We start from the raw sequence: 13,643 nt of genomic DNA on the forward strand, positions 1-13,643 counted from the left end.
GACCCTCGCCTCAGCTCAGGCCTTCCTCTACGCCGCCGCCATCATGATCCTCGTCCGAAGGCTGGGCCGAGCGTCATGACTTATCGGACGGACTCTAAGCACGCGCCGCCTGCAAAGAAGGTGCTTTGATTCCAACGTTCGCCAATCTAGTCCGTAAGGTCTTTTGTTGCACCTTTAACATTCAAAAGCGCGTGTTTTCCCAAGAATTTGATGATAATCTTTTCAATCTTAACGCACAGATCCGAGTCGGGAACTGATAGGAAAGCCCCGCGTACGACTAAAGGGTCTTTGAACCAGAAGCACGTGGAATGATCTTTCACACGCAGTCTAACGTTCCCCTTGGACATTCCAACATAGACAGGTCTATCTGTGGTGTCATAGAAAACATAGACTCCGCCCTCTTCGGGTATTGTCTGAAGATCGCTTGGGGTAAAATCAACCCAATCTAAACCTGGAATCTCTGATGCATTATCGTCGATTTGCTGCTGTATTTTAACAGGGACCTTCTTTTTCAGCGCCTTTGCGAGCTTGTCTCTCGTCTCTTGCCTGGGGGATATGGTCTTGCCATTGACTATGTTCCATATGCCGGCATAGCTGATGTTCGTCTTTGCGACTAAGTCCGGTATCCCGACGTCTTGCTCCTCCATTTCCTGTTTCAACCAGTCGCCAAAAGTTGTTTCATACTCCTCCACATGTTCCTGTTCGTAATCATCCACTTCCGTCATTTGGTCAGCTCCCGTTCGAAAATCAGGGAACGTTACCATGCCTGGTGGAACGGCCAAGCTAATTTTCAACTCAGACATTCTGTCCGTTACTGATTCTCCACCCGAGCGTCGCGGCGCAGCGAGACTTCACCAAAGAGTACGCCAGGGACCTACCGAAACCCGCTCAGTACGGTTCGCGCCGGGTGGACTTGCGGGTGCGGGTCATGCGGGTTGCCGCGTGGAAATCGTCGGGCTTCGTCCGCACCCAGGCGAGGAAGCGGACCATCTCGGGGTCCTGGCGCAGCGCCTCCGTGTCGGCGAGGCGCCGGGCGATCTCGGCCTCGCTGTAGCGGGCGTGGATCGCCGAATGGCAGATCTGGTGCAGGCGCACGGTGCCGGCCTTGGCCCCGCCCTTCAGCTTCGGCGTGAGGTGATGCAGGCTCGACTTGGCGCGGGGCGGGATCGGCCGCTCGCACAGGGGGCAGATCACCGGCGCTCGGACGGGCGGCCCGTGGGTGGAGGGATCGTCCGCCTGCCAGCGCCGTTCGCGTCGTCCCATATGCGTTCTCTCAGGGGGTCGCGGCGGCCGTCGCGTGGCACGCGTCGCCGGGCAGGAGCGGCTGGAACACGGCCCGCGCCGCCGCGTCGCGCGCGCCCAGGATCGAGACGTGATTGCCGGGGATCGCTTCGAGATGCCCGCGCGGGCCCGCGAGGGTCGCGAGGCGCCGGGCGAGCTTCACCGGGATCACCCCGTCCTGCAGGCCGTGCACCACGAAGACCGGGCCGGTGGTGTCCGCGATGCGCAGGTCCGAGCGGTAGGTGTCCCACAGGAACAGGCGCGGCACGAAGGGATAGCGCAGGCCGACGAGGTGATGGAGCGAATCGAACGGCGCTTCGAGGTAGAGGCCGAGATGCGGCGCGCGGGCCCCCACCGCCACCGCCACGGCGGCCCCGAGGGAGTGGCCGTGAAGCAGGATCGGCGCCCCCGGGGCCCGGTCCGCCACGGCCGCGTGGGCGGCGAGACCATCCATGACGAGGCCGTCCTCGCTCGGATGCCCGGTCGAGCCCGGATACCCCCGATACGCGATGGCGAGCACGCCCCAGCCCGCCCACGGCCCCTCGCCGAAGCGCTGTGCCAGGGGCTCGGGGGCCGAGGCGTTGCCGTGGAAGCTCAGCACCACGCCGCAGCCGGGGGCGGGCGGACGCCAGAACCCGATGAGGCGCTCCCCGTCCGGGGTCGTCAGGGTGAGGGCCGTGGTGCCCGGGGGCGCGAGGCGCGCCTCGGCCTCCGCCGGCCGAGGGAAGAACGCGCCCGGATAGATGAGGTGGCGCTGGAACACCGCCAGCACCCCCAGGATGGCGGCGCAGAGGCCGAGGCCGCCGAGGAGGACGCTGAGCAGGAGAAGTCGCATGGAAGTCCGGCGTGCCGGGTGGTGCGGCGGAGGAAGAAACTCCCTGCAAGGTGGGGACTGGACATCCCGGTGTCACCAGCGATGTTGCGTCGCGCGATGGCGGGGCGGATGAGTCACGGATCGCGGGCGGCGTGGGGAACGGAATGCAGCAGACCACGTCGCGGGACAGCCTCGGCCGGACCGGCCCCGGCGCCAGCGCCAATTTCCTCCTCATCGTACTCCTGGTCAGCGGGCTCGGCTTCGCCATCGGCGTCGGCTGGATCGCCGGATCGGGCGCCGGGTTCGCCTTCGTGCTGTCGGGCTGGATCTTGAGCCTGTGCCTGCACGAGTTCGGCCATGCCTACGCGGCCTGGAGGGGCGGCGATGCGAGCGTCGAACAGGCCGGCACCCTCACCCTCGATCCGCGCCGCTACGCCGATCCCGTCACCACCCTGGTGCTGCCGGTCCTGTTCACGATCCTCGGCGGCATCGGCTTCCCCGGCGGGGCGGTCCGCATCGACCTGTCGGCCCTGCGCGGCCGCCTGTGGCCGAGCGCCGTCGCCCTCGCGGGACCGGCCATGACGGGCGCGGCGCTGCTCGGCTTCGTGCTGCTCTATCATCTGGCGAGCCCGGACTCGGACACCCTGCGGGCGGTGCTCGCCGTCTCGGCCCTGTTCCAAGGGATGGCCCTCGTCCTCAACCTCGTGCCGATCCCGGGCCTCGACGGCTACGCCGCCGCGCGGCCGTGGGTGCCCGCCGCATGGCAGGCCGTGGGCGATGCGGGTGCCCGCCATGCCGGCCTCGTGCTGACGGTGCTGTTCCTGTTCTCCGGCGCCTTCAGCCGGCTTCTGTTCCGGACGAGCCTGCGGCTCACCACCCTGATGGGCGTCGACCCCGCCGACGTGGTGGCGGGATACCGCCTGATCCGCCTGTGGTGAGGCGGGCCCACCACCGTCCGCGTGCCGCGCGCGCGCGGGTTTCGTGCTAAGGCGGCGTCCCTGTCCGGAGGCGATCCCGCCCGGTGGAGACCGTGATGGCCCTCAAGACGACGTTCCTGGTCCAGACCTTCGTGATCAAGCGCAAGCGCCTCGTGCCGGGCGACCGCGAGGTGGCGCCCACGGAGAGCGGCGCCCTCAAGAAGGCGGAGGCCATGGCGGGGCGCTTCCCCGGCACCGCCGCCATTCGGGTGGTGGCCGACGACGAGACCGGCGAACTCGAGAGCGCCGCCATCCTGGCCCAGTTCGGCGAGGTGCCGGACGATTTCGCGGAAAGTCTCCAGGGCTCCTGAAACGCGGGTTCCTGAAACGCGGGCTTCTGAAACGAAGAAGGCCCCGGCGCGGTGAGCGCCGGGGCCTTCTTCGTTCGATCGTGCGTCACCTACGGGCAGGCGTGACGCTGGCCGTCATTGCCGAGATAGGTGCCCGACTGGCGATCGTAGGACCGGAAGCGACGGACGCAGTAGGCGTCGTCCCGCTGAGGGGCGACTTCTGTCTCGACGGCGTAGCCGGCCGGCGCATAGCCGCCGCCATAGGCACCGTAGCCACCGCCGTAATAGGCCGGGGCGTAGCCGCCACCGTAGTAATCGTCGCCATAGAAGCCGCTGCCGAGGCCGTAGCCGATACCGGCTCCGGCGAGCCCCAGGCCAACGCCGAGGCCGAGACCGCCGTAGCCGCGGCGGTAGCCGTAGCCGCGCCCGCCCCGGTAATCGGCGAACCCGCCGCGGTAGCCGCCCCGGTTGAACCCGCCGACGCCGCCACGATACCCGCCAAGCGCCGCGCCGCCGCCGAACCCGGCCGCCGTGGCGCCGAGACCACGGCCGCCGCCGAAGCCGCGCCCCGCGAAGCCCTGACCGCCGCCGAACCCGCGCCCGGCTAGGCCCTGGCCGCCGAAGCCGCCGCGCCCACCGCCCATCATGCCGCCGCGGAACCCACCACCGCCCGCGAAGCCGCCGCCGCCGAAGCCACGGCCGCCCCCGCCGAAGCCGCCCATATGGCCACCGCCGCCGCGAAATCCGCCCCCGCCGCGCGCGTCGGCCTGGGCGGGAATGAGAATGAGAGCCCCGACCATGGCGGCCGATGCGAGGAGAATGCGATTCATGGTGATGATCCGCGTTGCAGCGCCGGTCCGGAACGGAGGCGCGTTTGGAGGATCAACGCTGCCGTCAACGCAAGGTTCGAACCGTGACCTTGGCGTTCGTTCCATCCGTCGACGGCTCGGTCCCGGACGGGGTCTGGGCTGACCCTGCGGTCCCAATGGAACTCCGCTCACGAAAATGCTACCTTGGGTTTATAATAGATGGATTGATAAACCTTAAGTTATATATTTCTTGGGTGGACCGGCCGCAGAGACCGGGATCACAAGGACAAGCCCATGGACATCAAAGTCAATGATTCCGACTGGAACGGCCTGACGGGCGAAGAGCGGGACAAGATTCGTACGATCATCACTCAGATCTTCAAGCAGGATCATAATATCGTCGGAGACAAGACGCAGACCGCCGATGCGCAGCAGCTCGATTCGATCTTCTGTACGCTGGCCTGCAATGCCGCCCAGGGCCTGGCCGAAGCGGCGTGCAACGCCATCCCGAATCCGACCGGGAAGCAGGTATGCCTGATCGCGGCGCAGCAGGCCGGCGACTTCTGCCGAAGCAAGTGCTGAAGACCATGGGCGCGACAGCCGCGCCGAACCGACTTTGACGACGCCGCCGAGTCGCAGGACTCGGCGGACCGACCGTGGCGGGACTTTCGGCGGAACCGCCCGTGTACGGCTGCGGCGATTGACAAATCGGGCGCAGGCGTCGAACCTGGAACGATTCCGAGGGGGGCTCCGAGACCGGGAGCTGAGATTGGGCGCGACGCCCTGACCCTTGAACCTGATCCGGTTCGTACCGGCGGAGGGACGGGAATGCTTTCGCCGCGCCATTGCGTGGTGTCCCCCACCCAATGCTGTTCCTGACGAATCCGGGTCGCCTCCCAAGCCCGGAGCACGCCCGATGAACAAGCCCGTTTTGCCCCAGGATCTCCCCCACGATCTTCCGCAAGGTCTTCCCAAAGGCTCGCCCCAGGCGGTGACCACTGGCCCGATCATGGGGTCGCACAAGGTCTACGCGGCGGTGGCCGGGCATGACGACATCCGGGTGCCGTTCCGCGAGGTGACCCTGAGCGACCCGAAGGAGGCCCCCGTGCGGGTCTACGATCCGTCGGGCCCTTACACGCAGACGGACGCCAACATCGACCTCAACGCCGGCCTGCCGCTGATCCGCGATCCGTGGATCGCCAAGCGCGGCTACGCCACGGTGACGCCGCGCGCGGTCAAGCCCGAGGACAACGGCTTCGTGCCCGAGGACAAGCTCGTGGCCCCGTGTCCGGCGCAGCGCCTCATCCGCAAGGCCGGCCCCGGCCAGATGGTGACGCAGTACGAGTTCGCGAAGGCCGGGATCATCACGGAAGAGATGATCTACGTCGCCCACCGTGAGAACCTCGCCCGCGAGACGATGCTGGAGGGCGCGCAGGCCGCGCTCAGCGACGGCAACAGCTTCGGCGCGGCGCTGCCGGCCTTCATCACCCCCGAATTCGTCCGCGAAGAGATCGCGCGCGGCCGGGCCATCATCCCGGCCAACATCAACCACCCCGAGGTGGAGCCGATGGCCATCGGCCGGAACTTCCTCGTCAAGATCAACGCCAACATCGGCAACTCGGCCGTGACCTCGTCGGCGGCGGAAGAGGTCGAGAAGCTGGTCTGGGCGACCCGCTGGGGCGCCGACACGGTGATGGACCTCTCCACCGGCCGCAACATCCACAACATCCGCTCGTGGATCGTGCGCAACTCGCCGGTCCCGATCGGCACGGTGCCGATCTACCAGGCCCTGGAGAAGGTCGGGGGCGATCCGCTGAAACTCGACTGGGAGGTGTTCAAGGACACCCTCATCGAGCAGGCCGAGCAGGGCATCGACTACTTCACCATCCACGCCGGGGTGCGCCTCGCCCACGTGCCGCTCACCGCGCGCCGCGTCACCGGCATCGTCAGCCGCGGCGGCTCCATCATGGCGCGCTGGTGCCTCGCCGGGCACCGCGAATCGTTCCTCTACGAGCGCTTCGACGAGATCTGCGACATCATGCGGGCCTACGACGTGTCGTTCTCGCTGGGCGACGGCCTGCGCCCCGGCTCCATCGCCGACGCCAACGATGCGGCCCAGTTCGCCGAACTCGAGACCCTCGGCGAGTTGACGAAAATCGCCTGGGACAAGGGCTGCCAGACCATGATCGAGGGCCCCGGCCACGTGCCGATGCACAAGATCAAGGTGAACATGGAAAAGCAGCTGGAGGAGTGCGGCGAGGCGCCGTTCTACACCCTCGGGCCCCTGACCACCGACATCGCGCCCGGCTACGACCACATCACGTCGGGCATCGGGGCGGCCATGATCGGCTGGTTCGGCTGCGCCATGCTCTGCTACGTCACGCCGAAGGAGCATCTCGGCCTGCCCAACCGCGACGACGTGAAGGAAGGCGTGATCACCTACAAGATCGCCGCCCACGCCGCCGACCTCGCCAAGGGCCATCCGGCGGCGCAACTGCGGGACGACGCCCTCTCCCGCGCCCGGTTCGACTTCCGCTGGGAGGACCAGTTCAACCTCTCCCTCGATCCCGACACGGCGCGCGCCTACCACGACGAGACCATGCCGAAGGACGCCCACAAGGTGGCGCACTTCTGCTCCATGTGCGGCCCGAAATTCTGCTCGATGAAGATCACGCAGGATCTCCGCGCCGAGGTCCTCGCCATGGAGGCGGCGGGCCAGGTGCTCGGCGAGGCCACCCCCATGAGCCAGGCCGAGCGCGAGGCCGGCATGGCGGCGAAATCCGCCGAGTTCCAGGCCGAGGGCGGCAAGCTCTACGTGGACGCGGCGGAGTAGGACGGACGAGCCCCCTCGGGTCCGGCCTCGGCCGGGCCCGTGCGATGACGAGGTGCGCGCCCTCTTTCCACCCGCGGGGAGAGGGCGCACTCCTGTTCCAGCCCGATGCGCCGACATCGACGTTCGATGACGGACGGATGCGGACATGGGATCCGCATCCGGTCCCATGTCGCGAAGCCGAGGCTCGTCGAATTGCCCGTCTCGCGTTTCAGCCGAAGAGAATCAGGGCTTTCGTCAGAGTGGTCCAGATACCCCAGGCGATGGGAACGCCGACAGCGAGCCACGCCAACAGGGCGCCGAGGGTCAGGCCTCCGCGACCGATCCCGCGTTCACCGGCTCCAGCCGCCCCCACGCCGACGCCGCCTTTGGTCACGGCGGTGAGTTCCGCTTCCGTCATGAACCAGCGTGCGGCCAGGGGACGGACCAGGAGGTTGGCGACGAAGCCCGCCCCCAGGAAGCCGCGAGGATGTACATCGTTCGGGTGTAGAGTTCGGCGCCCTGGATACCGGCATCCACCTGCGCCTGGCGGATCGCCGTCACCACGAGCGGACCGACCACGCCCGCCGTGGACCAGGCGGTGAGGAGCCGCCCGTGGATGGCCCCTACGAACTGCGTGCCGAAGACATCGGCAAGGTAGGCCGGGATGGTGGCGAACCCGCCCCCGTACATCGACAGGATCACGCAGAAGAACGCCACGAACAGCGCTTTTGAGCCGATGCCGGCGGCCCAGGGCGCCGCCGCGTAGAGCACGCAGCCCAGGGCGAAGAAGGTCGCGTAGGTGACCTTACGCCCGATCCTGTCGGACATCGAGGCCCAGAAGAAGCGGCCGAGGATGTTGAACAGAGATAGCATTCCGACGAACCCGGCCGCCACGGCGGCGATCTGGGTCTTCTGGCCGGGATCGAGCTGGCCGAAGCCGAGGTCCGGCTGCCCGATGAGCGCGCCGCCGAAGATCTCCTGAAGCATCGGCGAAGCGAGCGCGAGCACGCCGATGCCCGCCGAGACGTTGAGGCAGAGCACGGCCCAGAGCAGCCAGAATTGCGGGGTCCTGTGCGCCCGGTCGAGGTGGACGTGGCCGGAGGTGATCATCGCGCTCTTCGAGGCTGGTGCGGTCCAGCCCTCGGGCTGCCAGCCGGCGGGGGGCACGCGATAGCCGAAGGCGCCGCAGAGCATCGCCAGGATGTACAGGCCGCCCATCACCGCCAGGGTCTGCCAGACGCCGGCCGACGACGGGGTCTTGAAGGTGTTGATGAGCAGGGTGGCGAGGGGAGAGCCGATCATGGCGCCGCCGCCGAAGCCCATGATGGCCATGCCGGTGGCCATGCCGCGCCGGTCGGGGAACCACTTCACCAGGGTCGAGACCGGAGAGATGTAGCCGAGGCCGAGGCCGATGCCGCCGATCAGCCCCATGCCGAGCCAGATCAGCCAGAGTTGGTGCAGGTAGACGCCGAGGGCACCGATCAGGAAGCAGCCGCCCCAGCACGCGGCCGCCGCGAGGCCGGCCTTGCGCGGGCCGGCGCGCTTGAGCCAGCCGCCGAACACCGCCGCCGACAGGCCGAGCATGACGATGCCGGTGGAGAAGACGATGACGAGGTCGCTGACGCGCCAGTCGCAGGCTGTCGTGAACAGGGCCGTGGCGAGGTCCATGTCGGGACAGGCGGCCGGCGCCGGTTGCCCGACGCTCAGGGCCCGCGACAACGGCAGCCAGAACACCGACAGTCCGTAGGACATTCCGATGCAGAGATGGATGGCGAGCGCCGCTGGCGGAACCAGCCAACGGTTGAAGCCGGCCTTGGCGACGATCCTCTCCCGCGAGAGCCGACGTGGCGAGCCTTCATCCATCGCGGGCGCGACATCGACACGAACGGTTATTCAGGCTTCTCCCCTGACCTGCCGAATGGACCCGTGCTCATGGGATCGGCGCAGGTCAAACACCGCGTCCACTGGACAATCGCTTCTTATTGAGGCGCCCGAAAAGGATGTCCACCTCCGTTATGCCGGCGCCCTGTCGCGCCGCATCGTCGATCTGGGACCATCGTCGACGGGGTGATCTCCTCCTCGCCCCGTCGCGCCGGCAGCGTTTCGAAGACGGCAAGAGTGGCCCGGTGCGGGGCGTTCGGGTCGATCCGCTCCCGGGCGGTGGATAGGTATTCGCGCGAGCATCCCCCTCCGCCCGCTCACGACCGTCCGCGAGCGGGCACCGGCACGCCGTTCAGATGTCCCGCCCCTGGATCTCGGGCGGAAGGCGGCGCCGCGTCCGGCCGAAGGCCCGGAGGCGTCCGTCGATGGCCGCGAGTCCGCAACCGATCAGTGCCATGCCGACGATGTGCCGCGGGTCGAGGCGCTCACCCAGCACGACGGCACCCAGGAGGATGGCCGAGACCGGAATGAGGAAGGTCACGAGGAGGAGGTTCGTCGCCCCCGCCGTCGCCAGGATTCGAAAATACAGCACGTAGGCGAGGGCCGTCGACAGGGCCGCGATGCCTACAACCGCGCCCACCACTGCCGCACCCGGCATCGGCAGGGTCCACGGCCGATCCACTACGAGGGCGATGGGCACGAGGATGAGCGTAGAGGCGGAGACCTGCCCGGCGGCCGTCGCGAGGGGCGGAATGCCCATCCGCCGGAAACGTCGCCCGAAGAGGCCGGCGCAGGCGTAGGACAGGGCCGCGCCGAGGACCGCGACTTGTGCCAGGAGGTCGGCCCCGAGGCCGGCGAGGACGGCCGGTCCGACCATCACGGCAACGCCGGCGAGGCCGACGAGCCCCCCCGCCATCCGGCTGCCGGTCATCCGCTCGTCGGCGGTGAGGAAATGGGCCGCGACGACGGTGAACAGCGGCGTGGTCGCGTTCAGGATCGCGGCGAGCCCGGAGGCGATGTGGGTCTGGCCCCACACGATGAGGCAGAAGGGAACGGCGTTGTTGAGGAGGCCCATGCCGAGAAAGGCGGACCAAACCCGGGCTCCGCGCGGCATTGCGAGGCCCGAGAGAGGCACGACGGCGTTCAGGATCAGCGCGGCGAGGCCGACGCGCAGGGTGACGAGGGTGACGGGCGGCAGGGCTTCGAGCGCCACCTGCGTGAAGAAGAACGATCCGCCCCAGAGCACGGAGAGGCAGAGGAGCATCGCCCATTCAGGCGCGGACATCGTATGGTTCACGGCGGGCGGCATGACGGATCCTTTGCGAGTTCACCCCGTCCTATGATTTCGCCCGGGTGACGGGCGTCCCGTTTCTTGCTCTCGAATCCTCCTGACTCCTCCGTCTGCTATCGATTCCAGACCGCCTCCGAAGGGCCGTCGAACGATGGCGGTCTCCCGCAAGCCCCGACGATCGTCAGCATGTCCGACACACCGATGCCCCCGGCCCCAGCGAAAGCCCCCTCCCCCTGGATCGCCGGACTCGACGGGTGTCGCGGCGCCTGGGCCGGGGTGCTGCTCAACCTTGCCGACGGGCGCCATCGCGCCGCCCGGTTCGCAACCGTGGCCGACCTCGTCGACGCCCCCGAGGCGCCGGCCTTCGTCGGCATCGACATCCCCATCGGCCTGCCCGACCGGATCACGGATGGCGGGCGCGTCGCCGATCGGGCGGCGCGGGCCTATCTGGGCCAGGGGCGGGCGAGCGTGTTTCCGATGCCGCCGCGCGCGGCCGTCCATGCGCCCGATTACGAGACCGCCAAGGCCCTGTCGCGGGCGGGCAGCGACCCGCCCTTCGCACCCTCGATCCAGGGCTGGAACATCTTTCGGAGTGTGCGGGAGGTCGATGGCCTGCTCCGAGCGCGGCCCGATCTGTGCGACCGCCTGCACGAGGTCCATCCCGAGGTCGCGTTCCGGCGCCTCAACCGGGACCGGGCCCTTGCGGCTTCGAAGAAGACGCCGGACGGGCAGGCCGCGCGTCGGGCGCTGCTTCTCGGCGCCGGGCTGCCCGAGGCCCTGGTCGCGGCGCGCCCCGCCGGCATCGGCGCCGACGACCACCTCGACGCCCTCGCGGCCCTGGTGGTGGCCCGCGACCTCGCGTGTGGCCGCGCCGTACCGATGCCCGATCCGCCGGGGCGCGACGGGTTCGATCTCCCCATCGTGATCTGGGCGCCCGGCGACGTGTCGTAAAACACTAGCGTGCCGGCCATTTCACGCTAAATGACGGTCCCAACAGGTGAAAGCCGACGCGATCGAAGAAAATATCCTTGTCCGACGGATTAAAATATTTTTCTCGATGCTGGGATGCCGCACAATACTTCGGAATGACCCGATGACAGCACCGAGCTCCGCGCCCAGCGCACCCGACACCGTGCACCCGCCGGTTCGCGAGGTCGCCCGCGCCCTCGTGTTCGATCTGGCCGGGCGCCTGCTCCTCATCGCCTACGAGTCCGTCCGGCCCATCGATCCGGCGAAGCCCGACGACCGCACCTTCTGGTTCATGCCGGGGGGCGGACTGGAGCCGGGCGAATCCCATGTCGAGGCCTGCCGGCGTGAACTCGAAGAGGAGATCGGCGTTGCCGATGCGCCCATCGGTCCGCAGGTCGCAGGCTGCGACGGGCCCTTCCACCTGTTCCGGACGTCGCGCGATGCCCGCGAGCGCTACTTCGTGGTGCGGCTGCCCGACGACCGTATCGACACCCGGCGCCTCGCCGAGACGGAGGACAACCCCGTCCTCGGCACGCGCTGGTGGACCCTCGACGAACTCGAGGCGACGTCCGAGCGCATCGAACCCGCCGGGCTGGCACGCGTCGCGCGCGCCGTCCTGGGTGGCACCCTTCCCGCAACGCCCGTGGCCCTGAACTGGCACGGCACCCGAAGAAAGGCCGATCCGAGATGACCACCCCCCGCACCGGTACGTTCCCCGAGAAGCTCAAGGAAGGCTACCAGTCCTTCGTCGAACGCCGCCTTCCCGACGAGGCCAAGCGCTATTCCGGCCTCGCCAAGTCGCAATCCCCCGAAGTCCTCCTCATCGGTTGCTGCGACAGCCGCGTCTCGCCCGAGGTGATCTTCGACGCGGGTCCGGGTGAACTGTTCGTGATCCGCAACGTCGCCAACCTCGTGCCCCCCTGCGAGGAGCAGGGCGGCGAGTTCCACGGCACGTCGGCGGCCATCGAGTTCGCAGTGCAGGGCCTGGAGGTGAAACACATCGTCGTGATGGGTCACGCCACCTGCGGCGGCATCAAGGCCTTCGCCAGCCCGTCGAACCCCCTGTCGGAGGGCGACTTCATCGGCAAATGGGTGTCCCTCGTGAAGTCGGCCGCCGAGAACGTCGAGGACCAGAACGGGCCGGACTACCTCACCCGCCTCGAATACGCGATGGTCGGCGAGAGCCTGAAGAACCTCATGACCTTCCCGTTCGTCCGCGAACGCGTCGAGGCCGGCACGCTGACACTGCACGGCGCCCACTTCGGCATCGAGCGCGGCGAACTCCTCGTGCGCGATCCCGAGACCGGCGACTTCCGGCCCGCCGTCGACATGGCCGGCAAATCCATTAGCCAGACCGCGCTGATCAACTGCAAGGAGGCGTAGGACGCACGCCTCACCCGACGCAATCGGGGATGCACGATGTGGAAGGGTGGCCCGCGGGGCCTTCGCATTCGAAGGGCCGCCGAGTCACCCTGTTCTCATGACTGCATCCCGCTCGGGGGGATCGCGGAACTCCGCCGAACCGGGTGACCACCGTCGCCGCGCCGAACAGGAAAAGCGCTGTCCTCGGGAAAGGCCGTCCATCAGCCACGAAAAAGGGATGCCGGGCTTTCGCGCGGCATCCCTTTTTCGTGTATTCCCCGGGCGTTCCGCCCGGGGGACCATGCGACCGTGCGGCTCAGCGCGCGCCGGGCAGGCGGCGGGCCTCCTGGTAATGGTGCTCCAGCACCGGCAGGGCCTGCTGGGCGTGGGCGCGCAGGGCCGGGTTCGGGCCGTTGGAGGCGTAGGACTGGTACATACCGAGGGCCATCTCGTGCGACTTCACCTGCATCGAGCCGTAGAGGCGGTCGAAGCGCGGGCCGGCCGGGGTCTGCGACAGCTCGGCGAGCATCGCCTGCTGCTGCGGGTTCGGCTGGACCAGGGTGGTGCCGGCGGTGGTGTCGACATCGCCCACCATCGCGCCGGTCGCGGCACCGCGACGGGCGCCCGCACCGAGGCCCTCGAGACCGCCCACCGGACCACCCGCGAGGGTTCCACCGACGACACCCGTCGCCGCACCCGTGGCCGCGCCGACGGCGCCGCCCGCGATGGCGAGCGGGGCGGTCACGAGACCGCCGAGGCCATCGTTGCGAGCCATCACGTTGGCTTCACCGCCCGCCAGGGCGACGTTGGCGGCGCGGTGATCGCGCACGGCCTCCTTGGCGAAGCGGACGACCTGCGGATTGCGGCTCTTCGACAGGGCGATCTGGCTCGACTGCACCTCGAAGGCGTTGGACTGCATCGCGGCGAGGCGGAAATCGCCCATGTCCTGTGCGAAGGCGGGGGTCGCGAGGGCCGTCACCAGGACACCCAGGGCAATCGACTTGTTGATCATGATCATCCTCAATATGGCTGCAGCGACATACAAGAACGGACCCAGAGGCACTTGTGCCCGCACAGGTCCGTGACTGTCGCCTTCGGCGGGACAACGGGGGAAGACCTGATCCGTTCCAGGCTATCTTCGCGGCATGACGATCGTG

13 protein-coding genes, 1 pseudogene and 1 riboswitch are annotated in these 13,643 nt (G+C 68.3%); of the genes and pseudogenes, 7 read left to right on the top strand and 7 right to left on the bottom strand.

Features of this window, described 5'->3' with window-relative positions; all coding sequences use genetic code 11:
- Positions 1-146 precede the first annotated feature (146 nt).
- The 3 genes from ASF27_RS21700 to ASF27_RS14495 form a co-directional block, all read right to left on the bottom strand.
- Positions 147-725, bottom strand: a complete 579-nt coding sequence (locus ASF27_RS21700; RefSeq protein WP_082479179.1) for a GIY-YIG nuclease family protein — start codon at positions 723-725, stop codon at positions 147-149.
- Positions 726-888: 163 nt separating this feature from the next.
- Complete coding sequence (locus ASF27_RS14490; RefSeq protein WP_056361206.1) at positions 889-1,263, bottom strand: hypothetical protein; 375 nt, start codon at positions 1,261-1,263, stop codon at positions 889-891.
- A gap of 10 nt (positions 1,264-1,273) precedes the next feature.
- A complete protein-coding gene (locus tag ASF27_RS14495) occupies positions 1,274-2,116 on the bottom strand; it encodes an alpha/beta hydrolase (protein WP_056361209.1) in 843 nt (280 codons plus the stop codon).
- A gap of 143 nt (positions 2,117-2,259) precedes the next feature.
- On the opposite strand from ASF27_RS14495, the gene ASF27_RS14500 reads away from it, so the two are divergent.
- Together ASF27_RS14500 and ASF27_RS14505 are read left to right on the top strand one after the other, a co-directional pair.
- Positions 2,260-3,033 carry a site-2 protease family protein gene (locus ASF27_RS14500; protein ID WP_056361212.1) on the top strand — a complete coding sequence of 258 codons (774 nt, stop codon included), beginning with the start codon at positions 2,260-2,262 and terminating at the stop codon, positions 3,031-3,033.
- 95 nt (positions 3,034-3,128) lie between these two features.
- The gene (locus ASF27_RS14505) at positions 3,129-3,383 is read left to right on the top strand and encodes a hypothetical protein (protein WP_056260944.1); all 255 of its coding nucleotides are present in this window, start codon (positions 3,129-3,131) and stop codon (positions 3,381-3,383) included.
- Positions 3,384-3,472: 89 nt separating this feature from the next.
- Here ASF27_RS14505 and ASF27_RS14510 read toward each other — a convergent pair whose 3' ends face one another.
- Positions 3,473-4,192 carry a BA14K family protein gene (locus tag ASF27_RS14510; protein ID WP_056361215.1) on the bottom strand — a complete coding sequence of 240 codons (720 nt, stop codon included), beginning with the start codon at positions 4,190-4,192 and terminating at the stop codon, positions 3,473-3,475.
- A 273-nt stretch (positions 4,193-4,465) separates the two neighbouring features.
- Between ASF27_RS14510 and ASF27_RS14515 the strand changes: the two genes are divergently transcribed.
- Both ASF27_RS14515 and thiC read left to right on the top strand, forming a co-directional pair.
- Positions 4,466-4,753, top strand: coding sequence for a hypothetical protein (locus ASF27_RS14515; protein ID WP_056361218.1), 288 nt, complete (start codon positions 4,466-4,468; stop codon positions 4,751-4,753).
- A 149-nt stretch (positions 4,754-4,902) separates the two neighbouring features.
- A riboswitch (TPP riboswitch) is annotated at positions 4,903-5,011 on the top strand.
- A 76-nt stretch (positions 5,012-5,087) separates the two neighbouring features.
- A complete protein-coding gene (gene thiC / locus ASF27_RS14520; RefSeq protein ID WP_056304562.1) occupies positions 5,088-7,004 on the top strand; it encodes a phosphomethylpyrimidine synthase ThiC in 1,917 nt (638 codons plus the stop codon).
- Positions 7,005-7,212: 208 nt separating this feature from the next.
- Here thiC and ASF27_RS14525 read toward each other — a convergent pair.
- A pseudogene (locus ASF27_RS14525) lies at positions 7,213-8,846 on the bottom strand (OFA family MFS transporter).
- Positions 8,847-9,216: 370 nt separating this feature from the next.
- Positions 9,217-10,173: a DMT family transporter gene (locus ASF27_RS14530; protein WP_056361221.1), complete on the bottom strand. Its 957-nt coding sequence runs from the start codon at positions 10,171-10,173 to the stop codon at positions 9,217-9,219.
- A gap of 168 nt (positions 10,174-10,341) precedes the next feature.
- On the opposite strand from ASF27_RS14530, the gene ASF27_RS14535 reads away from it, so the two are divergent.
- From ASF27_RS14535 to ASF27_RS14545, 3 genes are all read left to right on the top strand, one after another.
- Positions 10,342-11,106, top strand: coding sequence for a DUF429 domain-containing protein (locus ASF27_RS14535; protein WP_244481018.1), 765 nt, complete (start codon positions 10,342-10,344; stop codon positions 11,104-11,106).
- A 142-nt stretch (positions 11,107-11,248) separates the two neighbouring features.
- Positions 11,249-11,815, top strand: coding sequence for an NUDIX domain-containing protein (locus ASF27_RS14540; RefSeq protein WP_056361224.1), 567 nt, complete (start codon positions 11,249-11,251; stop codon positions 11,813-11,815).
- On the top strand, positions 11,812-12,507 hold the full coding sequence (locus ASF27_RS14545) for a carbonic anhydrase (protein WP_056361227.1): 696 nt from the start codon (positions 11,812-11,814) through the stop codon (positions 12,505-12,507). The genes ASF27_RS14540 and ASF27_RS14545 overlap by 4 nt, the downstream gene beginning before the upstream one ends.
- A 295-nt stretch (positions 12,508-12,802) precedes the next feature.
- On the opposite strand, the gene ASF27_RS14550 is transcribed toward ASF27_RS14545, so the two are convergent.
- Entirely contained in the window at positions 12,803-13,498 is a 696-nt protein-coding gene (locus ASF27_RS14550) for a DUF4142 domain-containing protein (RefSeq protein WP_056170753.1), read from the bottom strand.
- Between the last annotated feature and the right edge of the window lie 145 nt (positions 13,499-13,643).

Source organism: Methylobacterium sp. Leaf102 (genome assembly GCF_001422425.1).
Classification (GTDB): Bacteria; Pseudomonadota; Alphaproteobacteria; order Rhizobiales; family Beijerinckiaceae; genus Methylobacterium.

Coding starts and splice junctions, on each gene's coding strand:
- ASF27_RS21700 (WP_082479179.1), bottom strand. CDS start 725: ATGACGGAAGTGGATGATTACGAACAGGAACATGTGGAGGAGTATGAA.
- ASF27_RS14490 (WP_056361206.1), bottom strand. CDS start 1,263: ATGGGACGACGCGAACGGCGCTGGCAGGCGGACGATCCCTCCACCCAC.
- ASF27_RS14495 (WP_056361209.1), bottom strand. CDS start 2,116: ATGCGACTTCTCCTGCTCAGCGTCCTCCTCGGCGGCCTCGGCCTCTGC.
- ASF27_RS14500 (WP_056361212.1), top strand. CDS start 2,260: ATGCAGCAGACCACGTCGCGGGACAGCCTCGGCCGGACCGGCCCCGGC.
- ASF27_RS14505 (WP_056260944.1), top strand. CDS start 3,129: ATGGCCCTCAAGACGACGTTCCTGGTCCAGACCTTCGTGATCAAGCGC.
- ASF27_RS14510 (WP_056361215.1), bottom strand. CDS start 4,192: ATGAATCGCATTCTCCTCGCATCGGCCGCCATGGTCGGGGCTCTCATT.
- ASF27_RS14515 (WP_056361218.1), top strand. CDS start 4,466: ATGGACATCAAAGTCAATGATTCCGACTGGAACGGCCTGACGGGCGAA.
- thiC (WP_056304562.1), top strand. CDS start 5,088: ATGAACAAGCCCGTTTTGCCCCAGGATCTCCCCCACGATCTTCCGCAA.
- ASF27_RS14530 (WP_056361221.1), bottom strand. CDS start 10,173: ATGCCGCCCGCCGTGAACCATACGATGTCCGCGCCTGAATGGGCGATG.
- ASF27_RS14535 (WP_244481018.1), top strand. CDS start 10,342: ATGTCCGACACACCGATGCCCCCGGCCCCAGCGAAAGCCCCCTCCCCC.
- ASF27_RS14540 (WP_056361224.1), top strand. CDS start 11,249: ATGACAGCACCGAGCTCCGCGCCCAGCGCACCCGACACCGTGCACCCG.
- ASF27_RS14545 (WP_056361227.1), top strand. CDS start 11,812: ATGACCACCCCCCGCACCGGTACGTTCCCCGAGAAGCTCAAGGAAGGC.
- ASF27_RS14550 (WP_056170753.1), bottom strand. CDS start 13,498: ATGATCAACAAGTCGATTGCCCTGGGTGTCCTGGTGACGGCCCTCGCG.